Here is an 18,925-nt window from a genome sequence, read left to right as displayed (position 1 = left end):
GTAACGGCGATGTGCCCCTAACGAGAGGGCCGCGTGTCCGGAGACACAGCGGCCCTCCGCCGTTTCGGCTCTGGCCCTGAAGCTTCTCGGCTCTGATCAGCGTGCGTACTGGATCGCCCCGGCCCGCTGCCGCAGGCGGGCGACGCGCTGCTCCATCGGCGGGTGCGTGGCGAACAGGGAGGAGAGGCCGCCGCCCCGGAACGGGTTGGCGATCATCAGGTGCGCGGCGCTGGTCAGCTGACCCTGGGCCGGCAGGGGCAGGCGCTGCGCCCCGTACTGAATCTTCTCGAGCGCGCTGGCCAGCGCGAGCGGGTCGCCGGTCAGTGCGGCACCGGACTCGTCCGCCTGGAACTCCCGGTTCCGGCTGATCGCCAACTGGATGATCGTGGCGGCCAGCGGCCCGAGGATCAGCATGAGCAGCAGCGCGGCCGGGTTGGGGCTGTCCTCGTCGTCCCCGCCACCGAGCGGCAGGAAGATCGCCAGCTGCGCGATGCTGGTCACGATGCCGGCCAGGGCGCCCGCGACGCTGGAGATCAGGATGTCCCGGTTGTAGACGTGGGACAGCTCGTGCCCGATCACACCGCGCAACTCCCGGCGGTCGAGAATCTGGGTGATGCCCACGGTCACCGCGACCGCCGCGTGCTGCGGGTTACGCCCCGTCGCGAACGCGTTCGGTTGCATGGACGGCGACACGTAGAGTCGCGGCATCGGCTGCCGCGCCGTCGTCGCAAGCTCCCGGACGATCTCGTAGAGCGCCGGGAACTCGGCCTCGCTCACCGGCCGCGCCCGCATCGCCCGCAGCGCAATCTTGTCCGAGAAGAAGTAGCTGACGGCGTTGATCGCCAACGCGAACAAAACCGCCAACACCAGGCCGGCGCTGCCCCCGAGCCAGTAACCGACACCCAGGATGAGGGCGGTAAGCAGACCCAGCAGAGCGGCCGTCTTGAGGCCGTTGTGATGGCTGTGCACAGGAACTCCTTCGGCATGCGGCCCGATCGGACCGGCGCTACCCACAACGTTCCCGGCTAACAGAATTCATCCCATCAGGTGACTGTGAGTTGCCTGATAGCTTCCGCTGTATGGCTGTGATTGCGCTGCGTCCGGTAGTAGACGCGGACCTGGACGCCCTGTTCGACATGATGCGCGACCCCGAGGCGGTGACCATGGCCGCCTTCACTCCCCAAGACCCCACCGACCGCGCCAGTTTCGACGCCAAAATGTCCCGCATCCGCACCGACCCCGAAATCACCCTGCGAGCCATCACCTACGACGGCCGCCTGGCCGGCAGCATCTCCGCGTTCCGCATGGAGGGCGACCTGGAACTCACCTACTGGGTGGACCGCGCGCTGTGGGGCCGAGGCATCGCGTCCCAGGCCCTGACGCTGTTCCTGAAGACGGTCCCGATCCGCCCCCTGCACGCCCGAGCAGCCAGCGACAACCTGGGTTCCCTGCGGGTCCTGACCAAGGCCGGATTCCAAAGGCAAACCACCGAGATCGCGTACGCCTCAGCCCGCCGCACAGAGATAGAGGAAACCGTCCTCCGCCTCGACTGACGAGGTTCAGCCGGCGATCGCCCGAAGCATCCCGGCCAGCCGACGCAGGAATTCGGCGGCCCCCGCGTCGGACGGATCATCCAGCACCCAGTTGCCATCCCACCCGACCAGCCGGGCCAGCGTCCCGTCCGGCCACGACGCGGCAAGCACGGCCTCGATGGCGTCGAGCACCCGCCGGTGCAGGCTCGTGCTGGTCAACGCAATCTGCCGAAGGCGACCCTCCACCTCGGCGAGGCTCTCCGCGTCAGCCACGTACCCGAGCAGAAACTCGCGCACCTTCTCGATCGGCGGCCGCGCCTCCTGCCGAGCAAGATGCACCCGCATCGATTCGGGGAGGTCGGACATCGCCATGGCGCTCACAGTAATCCGAACGGCACGACCCCGGCGGGGAAGGCCGTGACGATGAACGGCTGCGGCGGGTCCGAGCCCGGCACCAGGTCGATCGAGACCCGGACCAGGCTGGCCGCGGTGTAATGCGCATTCCGCGGCCCCACACCGAACATGCCGTCGTTGTAGAAGCCCTCCCCAACGCGATGGCCGGCATTGAACGCCCCCGAATGCGAGCCGTCGACCGCCAGGTTGGTGCGGATCTCCTCCCAGTTCTGCCGCACGTAGTCGTTGATCTCCCGATTCATGGTGGTGGGATCCGTCCAGCGCAACGACCAGTTATCGGGCCGGTCCCACCCGTCATCGCCGTAGATCCGGCCCTCGATCGTTTTCTCGGCCGGGTCCCTCCGAAGCGGCATGTCGTACCCGTGCCGGTCAATGGTGTGCGCTCCGCGGGACCGGTAGGCGTCGTCGTTGGCCGCGACGTTGAACTCGGGCGGCTCGGCACCGAGCTGGTCATACGTACGCATGATCTGGGCCAGCCGGACGTCGTCCGGATGCCGCGCGGGCTGGCCGGTGCCGCGACTAACCGTGGCGCGACCTTGCTCCGCAACGAGCGAAAGCGCCTGCTCCTCCTGCGCCACGGTGCCGACAGAATGAGATCCCGGCGTCCGCGAGGCACGGACGTCTCCCGACTCACCGGTGTCGGGTTTCCTGGAAGGCACGCCCGAACTCTATTTGCAGACATCAATCAGGCGGTCCTGCGATGATCCACGGATGGAGCGTCGTGGTGGCGCACGCCCGGGCTACGGCGACACTCCCGCAGAGGCCGCGGCCCGTCTGGCGGCGGCGAAATCCCGGTTACTGACCTGCCTCGAAAGAAGCGGCCCCGGTCTGCGTTAGCGCAGCGCTCGGGGCCGGTCTCTGTGCTGGTGGCGGGTAGAGGATTCGAACCTCTGTAGCTTTCGCGACGGATTTACAGTCCGCTCCCATTGGCCGCTCGGGCAACCCGCCTGGGCACACTCCTGCGGTCTCCCGCAGCAGCGGACAACAGGATAGCCGCACCCGCGACCGGCTCCGCAACCGGGTACGGTCGGCATGTCGGAGACCGTCCCGGTGGGCTCCGTTCGCACCGTTGTTCACTCGCCAACAGCAAGACGCAGGAGTCAGATCATGGCAGCCAGCCCGTCCTTCGACATCGTGAGCAAGGTCGACAGGCAGGAGGTCGACAACGCGTTTCACCAGGCGGAAAAGGAGCTGGGGACCCGGTTCGACTTTCGCGGTACGGGCACCAGCATCGCCAAGTCGGGTGAGTCGGGGGTGACCATCACCTCGGAGACCGAGGAGCGGGTCAGCGCGGCCCTCGACGTCTTCAAGGAGAAGCTGGTCAAGCGGAACATTTCGCTGAAGTCCCTGGAGGCCGGCGAGCCGCGGCAGTCCGGTAAGACGTTCAAGATCGACTGCAAGGTTCTCGAGGGCATCGACACCGAGAAGGCCAAGGCGATCAGCAAGAAGATCCGCGACGACGGGCCCAAGGGTGTGCAGGCGCAGATCCAGGGCGACCAGCTGCGGGTCACCGCCAAGAAGAAGGACGACCTGCAGGCCGTGATCGCCTTCCTCAAGCAGGAGGACTTCGGGGTCGCGCTCCAGTTCACCAACTACCGCTAGCTCACGCTACTTCCGCGATTGCCGTAGGTGCGGCCGCCGGGGCACGCAGACTGGGGCCATGAGCACCAGTAGCTGGACCCTGGTGGCCGGCGGGACGGCCGGCCTGGCTTTGGCGGTGTTCGGGGCCGGGATGCTGATCACGGGGCGGGCGCCGGACGCGACTCTCCGGGCGTTCCGCAGCATTCGTGACGCCGGCCGGTACCACCTGCTGTTCGGGGTGGGGCTGATGCTGGTGGTGTTCGGCACCGTGATGCGCGGCCTGGTCGCCGTCATCGCCGCTGTGCTCGCGACGATCATGGTGGGGGTGGCGGTGGTCCGCTTCCGGCCGCGCGGGCACCGGCGCCCTCCGGGTGGTGATGCCGCGGTACAGAGATAAAACAGAAGGAGACGTACGCGTGATCGAGCCGGTCGTTGATCTCGATGAGCGTGCCGGGGTGATCCTGGCCGACGTCCGCTACTACCTGGACGGGCGTTCGGGCCGGGCCGCCTACGAGGCCGGTCACCTGCCCGGCGCGATCTTCGTGGACATGGACGCCGACCTCGCGTTGCCGGCCTCACCCGAGGGCGGCCGGCACCCGCTGCCCGACCCCGATTTCTTCGCGGCCCGGATGGCGGCGCTCGGCGTGGGTGACGACGACACCGTGATCGCGTACGACGACGCGGGTGGCGTGATGGCCGCCCGCCTGGTCTGGATGCTGCGGGCCACCGGGCACGACGCCGCGCTCCTGGACGGCGGACTGGACGCGTACCCGGGCAATTTGACCACCGACGTGCCGGAGCGGACGACGGCCTCTTTCACCTCCCGGCCGTGGCCGGCCGAGCGCCTCGCCAGCCTGGACGACACCGTGTCCGGCTCCTTTGTGGTGCTCGACGCCCGGCAGCCGGAGCGGTTCCGCGGCGAGTCCGAGCCGATCGACCCCCGCCCGGGGCACATTCCGGGCGCCCGCAACCTGCCCTGCCGGGACAACATCGACGCGGCCGGACGGTTCCTGCCGCCGGCCGTGTTGCGCGAGCGGTTCGCCACGGTCGGCGTCGCCGAGGGGGCCGAGGTCGTCTCCTACTGCGGTTCCGGCGTGACCGCCTGCCACAACCTGCTAGCCCTGGAGCGGGCCGGCCTCGGACCCGGCCGCCTCTACCCGGGTTCCTGGTCGCAATACGCCCATACCGACCGCCCGGCGGCAACCGGCGCCTGATCGGCGCGTTTGCGCCGCCGCACCTGCGTCGATCTGGTAGATCTGCTGCCGCGCCGGCGAGCAAAGTCGACAAGATTGGAAGGCCGCCGCCGAGCGCTGCCGGCGCAAGCGGACAAGAGCCGCGGACTCGCCCTAACCGGTTCCGACCGCCCGGCAAAGTTCAGTCGGACCGGCCCTGTTCCTCGGTCCAGCGGTGGTGTGCCTCCCACGCGGCCTGCTTCGTGGTGCCCAGGGCGGCCCCGATCTGCGTCCACGAAGCACCGGACTCGCGCGCCTGCCGCACCATGGCCTGCCGGCCGTAGCCGGCCTTGCGGATCACGACCTCACTGAGCGCCAGCATCTCGAGCGCCTCGTCGCGGCTGAGCCGAGCCGTCGGCCCCGCCGTATTCACGGCCATCGCTGCCAGTGCGTCCCGCATTCGTAACTCATCGTAACGGGCGGTGGCGCTTGACAGCGTGTGCAGACGCTCCAAATCGTCCGGTGAGGCGGGCATGCGGGCAGTCTTTCGTCAGGCCGACCTGACGTCAAGCAAGCCTGACGGTCGAAGGTCGAATTGCCATGCTTCTCCGTCTATATCCCGCGCAAAGCCGTCAATTGTCTTGCCCGCGGGGGCGTCCTCGTACTCAGCCGTTCGGTCAGGATTTCGGCATGTGCGGTTCCGACCCGCCGATGAACACTCCCCGTCGCACAACTGGTGTGGCACCATCATGGAACCCCCCGCTGGTAAGCGTTACACCTCAGGAGTCGTAGATGTCCGCACGGAGGCTGGGCCGCCTCGTTGGCCGCGCGATCGCGTTGGCTGCCGTCGTCGGCGGTCTGATCTTCGGGGCCACCGCTGTCGCGAACGCCATGGAACAGGGCGACTCGGTTACTCAGGTAACGACTCGCATCATCGACTGGGACTGACTTCGTCCGTCCCGCCAGGCGGCGCTGCGTCACACCTACTCCTTGAGGGAGCGCTATGGCCGGGCGTCCGCGAGCACGGGTTCGTTCCGCTGAGTATGCGTGGTTGGTCACCGGCCCGCTGGCGATCGTCACCATCGTTGCGACCACGATCTTCTGGATCAATGACACCGACTGGTACAAGGCTTGGCCTCAGGGCCTCCTGCTGCTCTGCGCCTTTCTGATCGCCTTCGTCGGTGTCTTCAACTTCACGATCAAGCGGAACATCTTCACCGTCTTCCTGACCGACATTCCGCTGCTGCTGGCGTTCTACTTCCTGCCTCCCACCATGGTGATCCTCATGGTCGGCGTGGCCAGCCTGCTGATCCAGTTCCGCACCGCCGCGGTGACCAAGCGCTGGTTCAACGTCGCCAAGTCGTCGGCCGCCGTCACGTTCGCCTGCATCGCCCTCGCTGCCCTGCCGGGGGTGCACGGCGGCGGGCCCGCCGCCTGGGCCGTGCTGGCCGCCGCGGTGTTCGTCAACACGCTGGTCGAGCTGCTCAGCATCACCGGCGTGATGGGCGCGGTGCAGGGCCTGCGGTCCGCTATGGACGCGCTGCTCGCGGGCGTGCCGGCGCTCGGCATCTCGGCCGTCAACGTGGCGATCAGCCTGGTCATCCTGGCCGCGATCACCGCGACCAAGTGGTCGGTGGTCCCGCTGGCCGTGCTGATCGTCGCGCTGGCGCTGGTGCAGCGCTCGTTCACGGAGTTCTTCCGGCAGCACCGCACGCTGTCCGACGTCTACGAGTTGACCAAGGCGGTCCGCAACGAGAGCACCACCAGCGGCCTGCCCGACGCCCTGCTGGGCCGGGTGCAGGCGCTGATGCGGGCCGAGTACGCGACGCTCTGGGTGGCCGCTCAGGGCCGCAACCCCGAGGTCCTGCTCACCGCCCGGGTGGAGAACGAAGCCCTGCTGGACCTGTCGCCCGTTCCGGTCGCGGTCCGGATGCAGGCGACCGCGGACGGCACGACCGTCGCGGTCGGCCCCCGCTTCCCGGACACCGAAAACCTCCGTCCCACTCTGCGCGAGTTCCGGGTCAAGGACGCGATCGTGGTGCCGCTGCGGTCCGGCCAGACGGTGATCGGCACGCTCGAGGTGGTCAACCGGATCGGCGACAGCCGGACCCGTACGTTCCGGGACGCCGACGTGCAGGTGCTCGAGACCATCGCGGCTCACGTCGCGGTGGCGGTGGAAAACTCCCGGCTGGTCGACCGGCTGCGCTACGACGCGTACCACGACCGCCTCACCGGGCTGCCCAACCGGCGCCGGGTGACCGACGCGCTCGCCGAGTCGGTCAAGGTCCGCGCCGAGGACGAGGTGGTCGCGGTCCTGCTCTTCGACGTGGACGGTCAGCGCGACGTGAACGAGTCGATGGGCCACGGCGCCGGCGACAAGTTGCTCGCCCAGGTGGCCGAGAAACTGCGCGGCATCGCCGGCCCGGGCGCCCTGGTGGGCCGGATCGGCGGCGACGAGTTCGTGGTGACGCTGCGGGCCGAGAGCACCGACGCGACGGTCCGGCTGGCCACCGAGATGCGCGAGCAGCTGCGCGGGTCGATGACGGTGGGCGCACTCACCCTCGACCTCGACACGGCGGTCGGTGTCTCGGTCTACCCCGACCACGGCGGCGAGCCCGAGATGTTGCTGCAGCGGGCCGAGCTGGCCGCCAACGCGGCCAAGGTGCTGCCGTACGGCGTGCAGCTGTTCCACCCGGCGCTGGAGTCCCGGGCGGTACGCCGCCTCGGCATCGCCTCCGATCTGCGCCAGGCCCTGGAGAACAACGAGCTGGACGTCTACTTCCAGCCCAAGGTCACGCTCGCCGACCGTCATCTGGTCGGCGTCGAGTGCCTGGCCCGCTGGACCCACCCGGCGCACGGCGAGGTCGCCCCCGAGGACTTCGTGGCGGTCGCCGAGCACACCGGCCAGTTGTCCCGGCTCACCGAGCAGGTGCTCACCGCGGGCCTGCGCCGCTGCCGGGAGTGGGCGGACGCCGACCGGCCGCTCTCCATCGCCGTCAACCTGTCGGTCCGCACCCTGCTCGACTCGCGCTTCCCCGATCAGGTCGCCGAGCTCCTGGAGCGGTACGGCGTGGCCGCGGCCCAGGTGACCTTCGAGATCTCCGAACCGGGCATGCTGGGTGACATCGAGCGGGTGCTGCCGACGCTCTACCGGCTGCGCGACCTCGGGGTCCGGCTCAGCGTCGACGACTTCGGCACCGGCGCCTCGTCGCTGTCCTATCTGCGGCAGTGGCCGGTACACGAGGTAAAGATCGACGACAGCTTCGTGCAGGGTATGGCGACCGACAGCGGCGACCTGGCGATCGTCCGGGCCGTGGTGAGCCTGTCCCGCGAGTTCGGCCTGACCGTGGTGGCCGAGGGCGTGGAGAGCGAGCTCACCCTCGACCTGCTGGAGGAGATGGGCTGCGAGATCGGTCAGGGCTACCTGTTCAGCCGCCCGCTGCCGTACGAGCGCCTGGAGGCCTGGTTCAGCGCCCAGACCGAGCCCGAGTCGACTCCCACGGGCGAGGTCCGCCGGCTCCGAGCGGTGATCTGACCAGGAGTTTCAGGCCAGTGGGGGATCCGATTTCACCCCCTGCTGCGGGCCGTGTAGTCTTACCCGTGCGCAGCAAGCAAGAGATCGCGCTGGGCTTGCAGTAAGCCCGCCCCCTTAGCTCAGTCGGCAGAGCGTCTCCATGGTAAGGAGAAGGTCTACGGTTCGATTCCGTAAGGGGGCTCTACCGGGTTCGTTCCCCGCCGCAGGCGCTGGACTAGAGCCTGGCTCGGCGGTGTAGCTCAGATGGCAGAGCAAGCGGCTCATAATCGCTGTGTCGCCGGTTCAAGTCCGGCCACCGCTACTTGCGATGGGCTCCGATGGGGGCCCACTTTGCAGTTCGGCCAACCGAGCGTCTACGCTGGTTCGTCGACACGTGAAAGTCATGTGAAACCCCGTTAGCAGGAAGGCACCCCGCCGTGGCCAAGGCGACCGACGTCCGTCCGAAGATCACCCTGGCGTGTACGGAGTGCAAGGACCGGAACTACATCACCCGGAAGAACCGCCGTAACGACCCGGACCGCATCGAGCTGAAGAAGTTCTGCCCCCGGGACGGCAAGCACACCCTGCACCGCGAGACCCGCTGACTTAAGAGCACCATCAGCTGCGCCGTCCAGAAGCATCTGGGCGGCGCAGAGTAGTTTGTGGGTCATGCCCCTGGACCCAGCATTCGCCGGCCGCAGCTGGCCGGCCACCGAGCCGTACCTCGTCGGCCGCGAGAAGATCCGTGAGTTCGCCCGGGCCATCGGCGCCACCGAGGCGGAGTACCACGATCCCGAGGCGGCCCGTGCGCTCGGCTACGCCGACGTGATCGCCCCGCCGACGTTCCCGGTCATCGTCACGATGGGCTCGAGCCGGCAGATCATCGAGGACCCGGAGCTGGGCCTCGACTACAGCCGGGTGGTGCACGGCGACCAGAAATTCGCCTACACCCGCCCGGTGGTGGCCGGCGACGCTCTGGTCTGCGTGAACTCGGTCGAGGAGATCAGCTCGCGGGGCGGGCACGACTTCCTGACCACCCGCACCGAGGTCACCACCGAGGCCGGCGAGCCGGTGCTGACCGCCTGGTCCAAGCTCGTGCAGCGGGGGGAGTGACACCGATGAGCGACACCTTCGAGCCGCAGACCTACCGGGTGACCCGGGCCGATCTGGTCCGGTACGCGGGCGCCTCCGGCGACTTCAACCCGATCCACTGGAGTGAGCGGTTCGCCACCAGCGTGGGCCTGCCCGGCGTGATCGCACACGGCATGTTCACGATGGCGCTGGTGGGCCGCGCCGTGACCACCTGGGCCGGCTCGCCGGACGCGGTGGTGGAGTTCAGCGTGCGCTTCTCCCGGCCGGTTCCGGTGCCCGACACGGACGAGGGCACCGAGGTCGTCGTGACCGGCAAGGTCAAGGAGGTGACGGCCGACGGGAGCACCCGGCTGACCCTCACGGCGACCTGTCAGGGCGAGAAAGTTCTGTCCCTCGCACAGGCCGTCATCCGGAAACGGTAGGCCGGGTTGGGCTATCCCAGTGTGAACCCGTACACTGGTCCGCCGTGGGGCAGTGACCCCCTGAACCAGCCTGCGTTCAGCAGTTGTTGATCAGGGTCGACCCGCCTCGCACAGGGGTGTAGCTCAATTGGCAGAGCAGCGGTCTCCAAAACCGCAGGCTGCAGGTTCAAGTCCTGTCACCCCTGCGCAATCCTCCCAGACGTGCCCGCCCGGGACAGCGGTCCGCACGAGCCCCGCGCCGGTCGAGCATCGACGGGGGTACCCACCACCGAAGACGGAAGTAGGGGCGCCATGGCCGAGAGGAATCGACCCGGTGACGCCGGCGACCCGGCCGACGACGAGGTGTTTGACGACGCCGTCGCCGACGACGAGCGATCTGCGGACTCCGACGACGAACTGGTGAGCCGCGGCGGCGGCACCGCGGTCCGGGAGCGGACCGAGGAGCAGCCGAAGGCCAGGAAGACCGGCCGCGGTCCGTTCGGCCGCATCGGCGGTTTCGTCCGTGAGGTCGTCGGCGAGCTGCGTAAGGTCATCTGGCCGACCCGCAAGGAGCTGCTGACCTACACGACCATCGTGATCGTGTTCGTCACGGTGATGACCGCCATCGTCGCCGGCCTCGACTACGCCTTCGGTAAGGGCGTGCTGTGGGCGTTCGGCGGCTAGCCAGGTCCGGCCCCGTCCGGGCGATTTTTCGAGATCTTCTGGAAGTGAGCGAGCGTGCCTGAGTACGACGACGAGACCGCACAGCCAGCCGACGACTCGTCGGTGGCTACGGCGGAAACCGACGAGTCGGTCGAGGCCGCGTACGAGGAGAAGGACGCCGTCGAGGCGCCCGACGACGACGAAGACTTCGACCCGGTGCAGGAGCTGCGACAGAAGCTCCGGTACGCCCCCGGCGACTGGTACGTGGTGCACAGCTACGCCGGTTACGAGAACAAGGTCAAGACCAACCTCGAGACCCGGATCAGCAGCCTCGACATGGAGGATTTCATCTTCCAGGTCGAGGTGCCGACCCGCGAAGAGGTCGAGGTCAAGAACGGCAAGCGCCAGCAGGTGCACAACAAGGTCTTCCCGGGCTACATCCTGGTCCGGATGGACCTCACCCCCGAGTCGTACTCGTGTGTGCGCAACACGCCCGGCGTGACCGGCTTCGTGGGTGCCACCGACCGGGTCGACCGGCCGGCCCCGCTGTCGCTGGACGAGGTGCTCAAGTGGCTCGCCCCGGCCGTCGAGGCCGAGGAAAAGAAGGCCAAGCCCGAGATCAAGGTCCTCGACTTCGAGGTCGGCGACTCGGTCACGGTCACCGACGGCGCGTTCGCCTCGCTGCCGGCCTCGATCAGCGAAATCAATGCCGACCAGCAGAAGTTGAAGGTTCTGGTCTCCATCTTCGGCCGCGAGACGCCGGTGGAGCTCAACTTCAACCAGGTCACCAAGATCTGACCGCAAGCCAAGATCTGACCGCAAGTCAGTGGGAGGGGCTTCGCAGGAGGAGCCCCGCCATCAACCACAGGAGTACGAGAAAATGCAGCGCAGCAAGGGCTACCGCAAGGCAGCCGACCTGATCGACAGCAGCAAGCTCTACGAGCCCGCCGAGGCCGTCAAGCTCGCGAAGCAGACCAGCCCCACCAAGTTCGACGCCACCGTCGAGGTCGCCATGCGCCTCGGTGTCGACCCGCGTAAGGCCGACCAGATGGTCCGCGGCACGGTCAACCTGCCGCACGGCACGGGCAAGACGGCCCGCGTGATCGTCTTCGCCCAGGGCGCCAAGGCCGAGGAGGCCGTCGCGGCCGGCGCCGACGAGGTGGGCACCGACGAGCTCGTCGCCCGCATCCAGGGTGGCTGGCTCGAGTTCGACGCCGCGATTGCGACCCCCGACCAGATGGCCAAGATCGGCCGGATCGCCCGCATCCTCGGCCCCCGCGGCCTGATGCCGAACCCGAAGACCGGCACGGTCACCATGGACGTGACCAAGGCGATCAACGAGATCAAGGGCGGCAAGATCACCTTCCGGGTGGACAAGCACTCCAACCTGCACCTGATCATCGGCAAGGCCTCGTTCTCCGAGGACCAGCTGGTCGACAACTACGCGGCGGTGCTGGACGAGGTGCTGCGGGCCAAGCCGTCCGCCGCCAAGGGCAAGTACCTCAAGAAGGTCACCGTCACCACCACCATGGGCCCCGGCGTGCCGGTCGACCCCAACGTGGTCAAGAACCTCAAGGCCGAAGCCTGATCCAGGCAGAGCCGATCGAGCAAGGCGCGAAGGCCCCCGGGGACACCCGGGGGCCTTTCTTTGTGGCAGGCTTCCGGCGTGCGGTTCGACCAGGTGTGGTTCCGGTACGCGCGGCGAGCCGGCTGGACGCTGCGCGCGGTGGACGCCGTGGCCGAACCGGGGCACACGGTCATGGTGCTGGGCCACAACGGGGCCGGTAAGTCGACGCTGCTGCAACTGGCCGCCGGGGTGCTCCGGCCGCAGCGCGGCGTGATCCACGACCGGCCCGCGGTGATCGGCTGGGTGCCCGAGCGCTTCCCCGCCGACCAGCCGTTCACCACCCGGCAATACCTGCACCGGATGGCCGAGGTCCGAGGGCTTCGTGATCCGGCCGCGGCCGACGCCTGGATCGAGCGCCTGCTGCTCACCGAGTTCACCGGCACGAGGCTGGCCGACCTCTCCAAGGGCACCGCGCAAAAGGTCGGTCTCGCCCAGGCCCTGCTCATACCGCCCGGCCTGCTGGTGCTCGACGAGCCCTGGGAGGGCCTCGACTCGGTGGCCCGCACGCTGATACCGCAGATCGTCGACGAGGTCACCACGGCCGGCGGCACGGTGCTGGTGAGCGACCACCGCGGTGAGATCACCAGCCTGCCGGGCGCGGCGCACTGGACGGTGTCCGAGTCGACGGTGCACGCGTCGGCCGCCGAGGGCGGCCCTGACCAGGACGGCCCTGACGAGGCCGAGGTGATCGTGGAGGTTGCGGTCCGTCGCCGGGAGGCAGACCAGGCCGTGGTCCGGCTCCGTGCCGCCGGTCACCGCGTTTTGGGGGTACGCGACCAGGACGTCCACGGTGGGAGCGGGGCACCGTGACCGCGCTCGCCGGGATGCGCCTGGCCGCGTTTCTGCGGGGCGGCCGGTCGCTGGCCCCACTGATCGCCCTGATCGCCCTGCTCGGCATCCTGTACGGCGGCGGAGCGTCCGCGGCCGCGGTGGCCTACGGATACTCGGCGGCCGTCCTGTTCCCGGTCCTGGCCTGGCTCACCAAGCTGCTGCTGGACACCGAGCCCGACGTGCAGCGCCGGCTGGCCCGGCTCGCGGTCGGCCCGGCCCGCGAGGCGCTGGCCGGCCTGCTGGCCGCCGCTCTCGTCGCGGTGCTGGTCTGCGCCGCCGCCATGGTCGCGCCGTGGCTCTTCCGCGGCATCGACACTACCGAGCCGGTGGCCTCCGGGGTGGCCCTGGGCGTGCTGGCCCACCTGCTGGCGGTGCCGCCGGCGATCGCGGTCGGCGCGCTGGCCAGCCGGGCGGTGACCGGCCAGGTCCGCACCGGGGTGGCCGTGCTGGCGGTGGCCTCGGTCCTGGTCGTGGTGCTCGGCCTCCAGGGGGCGGTGCTGCCGTGGCTGGTGCCGCCGGTGATGGCCACCGCGCGGGCGCTGAACGACCCGTCCACCCCGCCGGCCGCGGCCACCCTGGCCCTGCTCACCGGCTGGGCCGTCGCCTGGTGCGCGACGGCCTTCGCCTGCTACGGCTGGCTGCGCCGCTCCCGCTCCTGAGGGGGTTGCCCAGCCCCGCGGGACAGCCCGGCGGCGGACCGGGGGGAGTGACCACCCACCCGGCCGCCGGTGTGCCCCGGAACGGCCCCGATTTGGCGGTTGCGGACCCAGCGCGTACTCTTTCTTCTCGGAGTTCCACCCATAGACCGCTGGTCGCCGCAGCAACCGTTCGCCAGATCGGACGCCGCGGCCGAAGGTCCCGCAGGATGCGGGCGACCCGCGCAGGGGAGGACGGTTCGCGATCGGCCTCGGCATGCGTCGAGTCCTGCCTCGCCCCGTGCGCCCTGCGCCGGGGCGTTTCTCATTTCCGGTTCCTTCTCGGCCAGTGGCATCAGCACTGAGAGAGGAGGGACATGGCGGACAAGCCGGTCCGGGCCGACAAGGCCAGCGCCGTTGCCGAGCTCACGGACAACTTCCGTAACTCGCCGGCCACCGTGTTGACGGAGTACCGCGGCCTCACGGTCAAGCAGCTCACCGAGCTGCGCCGTTCGCTCGGCAGGGAGACCAAGTACTCCGTGTCGAAGAACACGCTCGCGAAGCGGGCGGCCACCGACGCGGGCATCGAAGGCCTCGACGAGCTGTTCACCGGTCCTACCGCGCTCGCCTTCGTTTCCGGCGACCCGGTCGAGGCGGCCAAGGCTCTGCGGGCCTTCGCCAAGACCAACCCCGTCCTGAAGATCAAGGGCGGTGTCTTCGAGGGTCGCGCGATCACGGCTGACGAGGTCAACAAGCTCGCCGACCTCGAGTCTCGTGAGGTTCTGCTGGCCAAGCTGGCCGGCGCCATGAAGGGCAACCTGACCAAGGCGGCCGGCCTGTTCCAGGCCCCGCTGTCGCAGGTGGCGCGCCTCGCGGCCGCCCTGCAGGAGAAGCGCGAGAAGGACGGTTCCGCCGAGGCCGCCTGAGCCGCGCGGAACCAAAACGACATTCAGCACAAAAGCTAGGAAAGGTTGCCAGATATGGCGAAGCTCAGCACCGACGAGCTGCTCGACGCGTTCAAGGAGATGACGCTGATCGAGCTGTCCGAGTTCGTGAAGCAGTTCGAGGAGACCTTCGAGGTCACCGCGGCTGCCCCGGTTGCCGTCGCGGCCGCCGGCCCGGCCGGCCCGGCCGCCGAGGCCCCCGTCGAGCAGGACTCCTTCGACGTCGTCCTCGAGGGCGACGGCGGCAAGAAGATCCAGGTCATCAAGGTCGTGCGTGAGCTGACCGGCCTGGGCCTCAAGGAGGCCAAGGACGCCGTCGAGGCCGCCCCCAAGGCGATCCTCGAGGGCGTCAACAAGGAGAAGGCCGAGGCTGCCAAGGCCAAGCTCGAGGGCGAGGGCGCGAAGGTCACCCTCAAGTGATCTAACGCTCGACAGCTTCTCTTGCGGACGGCGAAGACCCGTGTTCGGGTCTTCGCCGTCCGTATTTTTGCCCGCATTGTCCCTGGTGGGAGCCGTGTCCGAGGGTGTCGTTCACCCGACCGGCAAAGCCCGATTATTCGGTCATTTCATTGGGTATGGTCCCAAGGACGCGCCCGTTGGGCGCCGCCGCGAGTCCGACCCGCGGCGGAGCCCTTGACTGAGTGTCCGCTGACAGGCACGCTGACATCAGCAAGTCTTCCGCGCTTGCGACAGCCGCCCTGTGGGTGGTCCGGTGTCAACGGGCCTCCGGCAGACGGCACCCGAGGGAGATACGCCGCGTTCGAGCGGCCCCGCACGAGGCACTGGCTCCATGGAGGCCCCAGGTCAAATGGGGTGGAGTCCAGAGGCCGTGGGGTTGTTCCGCAGGCCCCCTCTGGTGTGGGCTGGACAGCGGTTAGCCGAGCGGCTACACTGCTAGTTTGCGCTGCCTTCTGCCTTGAGCCCTGCCAGGACATCCACCCGGATGACTTCCTGCGGGCTCGTTACAGTGCCTACAAAACGAGGGCAACGCAAACAGTTGCATACCGCAGCTGCTAGCCGCATCAGCAGCACCGGTCCTCGGAAGGACGCATCTTGGCAGCTTCCCGCCCTGCGAAGACCAGCCGTACGTCGAGCGCTTACGCACCCCGCCGTGTCTCTTTCGGCAGGATCACCGAGCAACTTGAGGTCCCCAACCTCCTCGCCCTCCAGACAGAGTCTTTTGACTGGCTGGTAGGCAACGAGGCTTGGCAGGCCCGGTCGACGGACGACCCGCACGCCCATTCGGGCCTCGCAGAGATCCTCGAAGAGATCAGTCCCATTGAGGACTTCTCCGGCACTATGTCGCTGTCCTTCTCGTCACCCCGATTCGACGAGGTCAAGGCCTCGATCGAGGAGTGTAAAGAGAAGGACCTGACCTACTGCGCGCCGCTGTTCGTGACCGCGGAGTTCACCAACAACACGACTGGCGAGATCAAGAGCCAGACCGTGTTCATGGGTGACTTCCCGATGATGACCCCCAAGGGGACGTTCGTCATCAACGGCACCGAGCGCGTCGTGGTGAGTCAGCTCGTCCGCTCGCCGGGCGTGTACTTCACGAAGGAGCCGGACAAGACCTCCGACCGCGACCTTTCCAGCGTCAAGGTCATCCCGAGCCGGGGTGCCTGGCTCGAGTTCGACATCGACAAGCGCGACACCGTGGGTGTCCGGATCGACCGCAAGCGCCGGCAGGCCGTCACCGTCCTGCTCAAGGCCATCGGTTGGTCCGCGGACCAGATCCGTGAGCGGTTCGGCTGGTCCGAGCTGCTGATGACCACCCTGGAGAAGGACCACATCGCCGGGCAGGACGAGGCCCTGCTCGACATCTACCGCAAGCTCCGCCCCGGCGAGCCCCCGACCCGGGAGAACGCGCAGACCCTGCTCGACAACCTCTTCTTCAACCCGAAGAGGTACGACGTCGCCAAGGTCGGCCGGTACAAGTTCAACAAGAAGCTGGAAATCGACGTCCCGATCGTCCGGGGCACGTTGACCGAGGAAGACGTCGTCAAGACCGTGGACTACCTCTGCCGGCTGCACGCCGGTGAGGACGGCTACGAGCCCGACGACATCGACCACTTCGGTAACCGTCGCCTGCGTACCGTCGGCGAGCTCATCCAGAACCAGGTCCGCGTCGGCCTGTCCCGGATGGAGCGTGTCGTCCGTGAGCGCATGACGACCCAGGACGTCGAGGCGATCACGCCGCAGACCCTGATCAACATCCGTCCCGTGGTGGCGGCGATCAAGGAGTTCTTCGGCACCTCCCAGCTGTCCCAGTTCATGGACCAGACCAACCCGCTGGCGGGCCTGACCCACCGGCGCCGGCTGAGCGCGCTCGGCCCCGGTGGTCTGTCGCGTGAGCGGGCCGGCTTCGAGGTTCGCGACGTGCACCCGTCCCACTACGGCCGGATGTGCCCGATCGAGACGCCCGAAGGCCCGAACATCGGTCTGATCGGCGCTCTCTCGACCTTCGCGCGGGTCAACCCGTTCGGCTTCATCGAGACGCCGTACCGCAAGGTGGAGAGCGGCCGGGTCACCGACGAGGTGCACTACCTGACCGCGGACGAGGAAGACCGGTTCATCAAGGCGCAGGCCAACGCGCTGCTGAGCAGCGACGGCACTTTCGCCGAGGACCGCGTCCTGGTCCGCCGGAAGGGCGGTGAGGTCGACTACGTGCCGGGCGCGCAGGTCGACTACATGGACGTGTCACCGCGGCAGATGACCTCGGTCGCCACCGCGATGATTCCGTTCCTCGAGCACGACGACGCCAACCGCGCGCTCATGGGCGCCAACATGCAGCGTCAGGCCGTGCCGCTGGTCAAGGCCGAGTCGCCGCTGGTCGGCACCGGCATGGAGTACCGCGCCGCGGTCGACGCCGGCGACGTGGTCGTGGCCGAGGTCGGCGGCGTGGTCGAGGACCTGTGCGCCGACTACGTGACGGTGCACCAGGACGACGGCCACCGGCGCACCTACCTGCTGCACAAGTTCCGCCGCTCCAACGCCGGCTCCTGCGTCAACCAGAAGCCGGTCGTGTTCGAGGGTGACCGGATCGAGGCCGGTCAGGTCATCGCGGACGGCCCGTGCACCGACGACGGGGAGATGGCCCTCGGCCGCAACCTGCTCGTCGCGTTCATGTGCTGGGAGGGTCACAACTACGAGGACGCGATCATCCTGTCGCAGCGCCTCGTCCAGCAGGACGTGCTCACCTCGATCCACATCGAGGAGCACGAGGTGGACGCCCGGGACACCAAGCTCGGCCCGGAGGAGATCACCCGCGACATCCCCAACGTCAGCGAGGAAATGCTCGCCGACCTGGACGAGCGCGGCATCATCCGGATCGGTGCCGAGGTCGTGCCCGGTGACATCCTGGTCGGCAAGGTCACGCCCAAGGGCGAGACCGAGCTGACCCCGGAGGAGCGCCTGCTGCGCGCGATCTTCGGTGAGAAGGCCCGGGAGGTCCGGGACACCTCGCTGAAGGTGCCGCACGGCGAGACCGGCACGGTGATCGGCGTCCGCACGTTCTCCCGCGAGGACGGCGACGAGCTGCCCCCCGGCGTGAACGAGCTGGTCCGCGTGTACGTCGCGCAGAAGCGGAAGATCCAGGACGGCGACAAGCTCGCCGGCCGGCACGGCAACAAGGGCGTCATCTCCAAGATCCTTCCGGTTGAGGACATGCCGTTCCTCGAGGACGGCACCCCGGTCGACATCGTGCTCAACCCGCTCGGTGTGCCCTCGCGGATGAACATCGGCCAGGTGCTGGAGACCCACCTCGGGTGGATCGCCAAGACCGGCTGGTCGGTGGACGGCGAGAACGAGGACTGGAAGCGCCAGCTGCGGGCGATCGAGGCACACGAGTCCCCCGCGGACTCGAACGTGGCGACCCCCGTGTTCGACGGTGCGCAGGAGGAGGAGATCAAGGGCCTCCTCGAGTCGACGCTGGTCAACCGCGACGGGAAGCGGCTGGTCAACGGCGACGGCAAGGCGCAGCTGTTCGACGGCCGGTCCGGTGAGCCTCTGCCGGACCCGATCTCGGTCGGCTACGTCTACATCCTGAAGCTGAACCACCTGGTCGACGACAAGATCCACGCGCGGTCGACCGGCCCGTACTCGATGATCACGCAGCAGCCGCTGGGTGGTAAGGCGCAGTTCGGTGGCCAGCGGTTCGGCGAGATGGAGTGCTGGGCCATGCAGGCCTACGGCGCGGCCTACGCGCTGCAGGAGCTGCTCACCATCAAGTCCGACGACGTCCTTGGCCGCGTAAAGGTCTACGAGGCCATCGTCAAGGGCGAGAACATCCCGGAACCGGGCATCCCAGAGTCCTTCAAGGTGCTGCTCAAGGAGCTGCAGTCGCTGTGCCTCAACGTCGAGGTGCTGTCCAGCGACGGCGTGGCCCTGGAGATGCGCGAGACGGACGACGAGGTCTTCCGGGCCGCGGAGGAACTCGGTATCGACCTGTCCCGGCGCCCGAACGAGGGTGTCAGCAGCGTCGAAGAGATCTGACGGACGCGGCCCCGGGCGACCGGGG

The 18,925-nt window shown here is 68.5% G+C and carries 21 protein-coding genes and 4 tRNA genes; 20 read left to right on the top strand and 5 right to left on the bottom strand.

What is annotated here, in order from left to right; translation table 11 throughout:
* Positions 1–96: 96 nt before the first annotated feature.
* The gene (gene htpX, locus Ari01nite_RS18050; RefSeq protein WP_203782404.1) at positions 97–969 is read right to left on the bottom strand and encodes a zinc metalloprotease HtpX; all 873 of its coding nucleotides are present in this window, start codon (positions 967–969) and stop codon (positions 97–99) included.
* 110 nt (positions 970–1,079) lie between these two features.
* On the opposite strand from htpX, the gene Ari01nite_RS18045 reads away from it, so the two are divergent.
* Positions 1,080–1,553, top strand: coding sequence for a GNAT family N-acetyltransferase (locus Ari01nite_RS18045; RefSeq protein WP_203782403.1), 474 nt, complete (start codon positions 1,080–1,082; stop codon positions 1,551–1,553).
* Between the two features lie 6 nt (positions 1,554–1,559).
* Here Ari01nite_RS18045 and Ari01nite_RS18040 read toward each other — a convergent pair whose 3' ends face one another.
* The 3 genes from Ari01nite_RS18040 to Ari01nite_RS18030 form a co-directional block, all read right to left on the bottom strand.
* The gene (locus Ari01nite_RS18040) at positions 1,560–1,904 is read right to left on the bottom strand and encodes a hypothetical protein (protein WP_239162823.1); all 345 of its coding nucleotides are present in this window, start codon (positions 1,902–1,904) and stop codon (positions 1,560–1,562) included.
* A gap of 5 nt (positions 1,905–1,909) precedes the next feature.
* Complete coding sequence (locus tag Ari01nite_RS18035; RefSeq protein ID WP_203782402.1) at positions 1,910–2,524, bottom strand: hypothetical protein; 615 nt, start codon at positions 2,522–2,524, stop codon at positions 1,910–1,912.
* A gap of 286 nt (positions 2,525–2,810) precedes the next feature.
* Positions 2,811–2,894 (bottom strand) — tRNA-Tyr (locus Ari01nite_RS18030).
* Between the two features lie 159 nt (positions 2,895–3,053).
* On the opposite strand from Ari01nite_RS18030, the gene Ari01nite_RS18025 reads away from it, so the two are divergent.
* The 3 genes from Ari01nite_RS18025 to Ari01nite_RS18015 are packed head-to-tail and all read left to right on the top strand — an operon-like array spanning position 3,054 to position 4,741.
* The gene (locus tag Ari01nite_RS18025) at positions 3,054–3,548 is read left to right on the top strand and encodes a YajQ family cyclic di-GMP-binding protein (protein WP_203782401.1); all 495 of its coding nucleotides are present in this window, start codon (positions 3,054–3,056) and stop codon (positions 3,546–3,548) included.
* A 58-nt stretch (positions 3,549–3,606) separates the two neighbouring features.
* A complete protein-coding gene (locus tag Ari01nite_RS18020) occupies positions 3,607–3,924 on the top strand; it encodes a hypothetical protein (RefSeq protein WP_203782400.1) in 318 nt (105 codons plus the stop codon).
* A gap of 19 nt (positions 3,925–3,943) precedes the next feature.
* Positions 3,944–4,741, top strand: a complete 798-nt coding sequence (locus Ari01nite_RS18015) for a sulfurtransferase (RefSeq protein ID WP_239162822.1) — start codon at positions 3,944–3,946, stop codon at positions 4,739–4,741.
* A 160-nt stretch (positions 4,742–4,901) separates the two neighbouring features.
* Here Ari01nite_RS18015 and Ari01nite_RS18010 read toward each other — a convergent pair whose 3' ends face one another.
* On the bottom strand, positions 4,902–5,159 hold the full coding sequence (locus Ari01nite_RS18010) for a hypothetical protein (RefSeq protein WP_239162821.1): 258 nt from the start codon (positions 5,157–5,159) through the stop codon (positions 4,902–4,904).
* A 332-nt stretch (positions 5,160–5,491) separates the two neighbouring features.
* Between Ari01nite_RS18010 and Ari01nite_RS18005 the strand changes: the two genes are divergently transcribed.
* The 16 genes from Ari01nite_RS18005 to rpoB all read left to right on the top strand — a co-directional run bounded on the left by Ari01nite_RS18005 (position 5,492) and on the right by rpoB (position 18,900).
* A complete protein-coding gene (locus Ari01nite_RS18005; RefSeq protein WP_203782397.1) occupies positions 5,492–5,647 on the top strand; it encodes a hypothetical protein in 156 nt (51 codons plus the stop codon).
* Positions 5,648–5,702: 55 nt separating this feature from the next.
* The gene (locus Ari01nite_RS18000) at positions 5,703–8,234 is read left to right on the top strand and encodes a putative bifunctional diguanylate cyclase/phosphodiesterase (protein WP_203782396.1); all 2,532 of its coding nucleotides are present in this window, start codon (positions 5,703–5,705) and stop codon (positions 8,232–8,234) included.
* Positions 8,235–8,342: 108 nt separating this feature from the next.
* A tRNA-Thr gene (locus Ari01nite_RS17995) sits at positions 8,343–8,415 on the top strand.
* A 47-nt stretch (positions 8,416–8,462) separates the two neighbouring features.
* Positions 8,463–8,535 (top strand) — tRNA-Met (locus tag Ari01nite_RS17990).
* A gap of 115 nt (positions 8,536–8,650) precedes the next feature.
* On the top strand, positions 8,651–8,818 hold the full coding sequence (rpmG, locus tag Ari01nite_RS17985) for a 50S ribosomal protein L33 (RefSeq protein WP_071803282.1): 168 nt from the start codon (positions 8,651–8,653) through the stop codon (positions 8,816–8,818).
* A gap of 64 nt (positions 8,819–8,882) precedes the next feature.
* Entirely contained in the window at positions 8,883–9,326 is a 444-nt protein-coding gene (locus Ari01nite_RS17980; protein ID WP_203782395.1) for a MaoC family dehydratase N-terminal domain-containing protein, read from the top strand.
* Positions 9,327–9,331: 5 nt separating this feature from the next.
* Positions 9,332–9,727 (top strand): MaoC family dehydratase, encoded by a 396-nt coding sequence (locus Ari01nite_RS17975; protein ID WP_203782394.1) that lies wholly within the window; start codon positions 9,332–9,334, stop codon positions 9,725–9,727.
* Positions 9,728–9,839: 112 nt separating this feature from the next.
* Positions 9,840–9,912, top strand: a tRNA-Trp gene (locus Ari01nite_RS17970).
* 106 nt (positions 9,913–10,018) lie between these two features.
* Positions 10,019–10,390, top strand: a complete 372-nt coding sequence (gene secE, locus Ari01nite_RS17965) for a preprotein translocase subunit SecE (RefSeq protein ID WP_203782393.1) — start codon at positions 10,019–10,021, stop codon at positions 10,388–10,390.
* A 54-nt stretch (positions 10,391–10,444) separates the two neighbouring features.
* Positions 10,445–11,167, top strand: a complete 723-nt coding sequence (gene nusG / locus Ari01nite_RS17960; protein ID WP_203782392.1) for a transcription termination/antitermination protein NusG — start codon at positions 10,445–10,447, stop codon at positions 11,165–11,167.
* A gap of 82 nt (positions 11,168–11,249) precedes the next feature.
* Complete coding sequence (gene rplA / locus Ari01nite_RS17955; protein WP_203782391.1) at positions 11,250–11,957, top strand: 50S ribosomal protein L1; 708 nt, start codon at positions 11,250–11,252, stop codon at positions 11,955–11,957.
* A gap of 78 nt (positions 11,958–12,035) precedes the next feature.
* Entirely contained in the window at positions 12,036–12,806 is a 771-nt protein-coding gene (locus Ari01nite_RS17950; RefSeq protein ID WP_203782390.1) for an ATP-binding cassette domain-containing protein, read from the top strand.
* Positions 12,803–13,486 (top strand): hypothetical protein, encoded by a 684-nt coding sequence (locus tag Ari01nite_RS17945; RefSeq protein ID WP_203782389.1) that lies wholly within the window; start codon positions 12,803–12,805, stop codon positions 13,484–13,486. The genes Ari01nite_RS17950 and Ari01nite_RS17945 overlap by 4 nt, the downstream gene beginning before the upstream one ends.
* 353 nt (positions 13,487–13,839) lie before the next feature.
* Positions 13,840–14,388 carry a 50S ribosomal protein L10 gene (gene rplJ / locus Ari01nite_RS17940; RefSeq protein WP_203782388.1) on the top strand — a complete coding sequence of 183 codons (549 nt, stop codon included), beginning with the start codon at positions 13,840–13,842 and terminating at the stop codon, positions 14,386–14,388.
* 54 nt (positions 14,389–14,442) lie between these two features.
* Positions 14,443–14,826: a 50S ribosomal protein L7/L12 gene (gene rplL / locus Ari01nite_RS17935; protein WP_203782387.1), complete on the top strand. Its 384-nt coding sequence runs from the start codon at positions 14,443–14,445 to the stop codon at positions 14,824–14,826.
* Between the two features lie 633 nt (positions 14,827–15,459).
* Positions 15,460–18,900 carry a DNA-directed RNA polymerase subunit beta gene (gene rpoB / locus Ari01nite_RS17930; RefSeq protein WP_203782386.1) on the top strand — a complete coding sequence of 1,147 codons (3,441 nt, stop codon included), beginning with the start codon at positions 15,460–15,462 and terminating at the stop codon, positions 18,898–18,900.
* Positions 18,901–18,925: the final 25 nt, after the last annotated feature.

This window comes from Paractinoplanes rishiriensis, assembly GCF_016862375.1.
GTDB lineage: Bacteria > Actinomycetota > Actinomycetes > Mycobacteriales > Micromonosporaceae > Actinoplanes > Actinoplanes rishiriensis.
Note: the sequence above shows the minus strand (reverse complement) of the source record. Positions and strands in the feature narration are given on the sequence as shown.

What these genes read in the sequence shown, in the direction of transcription:
- Ari01nite_RS18045 (WP_203782403.1), top strand. Translation starts at nt 1,080, where the DNA reads ATGGCTGTGATTGCGCTGCGTCCGGTAGTAGACGCGGACCTGGACGCC.
- Ari01nite_RS18040 (WP_239162823.1), bottom strand. Translation starts at nt 1,904, where the DNA reads ATGGCGATGTCCGACCTCCCCGAATCGATGCGGGTGCATCTTGCTCGG.
- Ari01nite_RS18025 (WP_203782401.1), top strand. Translation starts at nt 3,054, where the DNA reads ATGGCAGCCAGCCCGTCCTTCGACATCGTGAGCAAGGTCGACAGGCAG.
- Ari01nite_RS18020 (WP_203782400.1), top strand. Translation starts at nt 3,607, where the DNA reads ATGAGCACCAGTAGCTGGACCCTGGTGGCCGGCGGGACGGCCGGCCTG.
- Ari01nite_RS18010 (WP_239162821.1), bottom strand. Translation starts at nt 5,159, where the DNA reads ATGCGGGACGCACTGGCAGCGATGGCCGTGAATACGGCGGGGCCGACG.
- Ari01nite_RS18005 (WP_203782397.1), top strand. Translation starts at nt 5,492, where the DNA reads ATGTCCGCACGGAGGCTGGGCCGCCTCGTTGGCCGCGCGATCGCGTTG.
- Ari01nite_RS18000 (WP_203782396.1), top strand. Translation starts at nt 5,703, where the DNA reads ATGGCCGGGCGTCCGCGAGCACGGGTTCGTTCCGCTGAGTATGCGTGG.
- Ari01nite_RS17980 (WP_203782395.1), top strand. Translation starts at nt 8,883, where the DNA reads ATGCCCCTGGACCCAGCATTCGCCGGCCGCAGCTGGCCGGCCACCGAG.
- Ari01nite_RS17975 (WP_203782394.1), top strand. Translation starts at nt 9,332, where the DNA reads ATGAGCGACACCTTCGAGCCGCAGACCTACCGGGTGACCCGGGCCGAT.
- secE (WP_203782393.1), top strand. Translation starts at nt 10,019, where the DNA reads ATGGCCGAGAGGAATCGACCCGGTGACGCCGGCGACCCGGCCGACGAC.
- rplA (WP_203782391.1), top strand. Translation starts at nt 11,250, where the DNA reads ATGCAGCGCAGCAAGGGCTACCGCAAGGCAGCCGACCTGATCGACAGC.
- rplJ (WP_203782388.1), top strand. Translation starts at nt 13,840, where the DNA reads ATGGCGGACAAGCCGGTCCGGGCCGACAAGGCCAGCGCCGTTGCCGAG.
- rplL (WP_203782387.1), top strand. Translation starts at nt 14,443, where the DNA reads ATGGCGAAGCTCAGCACCGACGAGCTGCTCGACGCGTTCAAGGAGATG.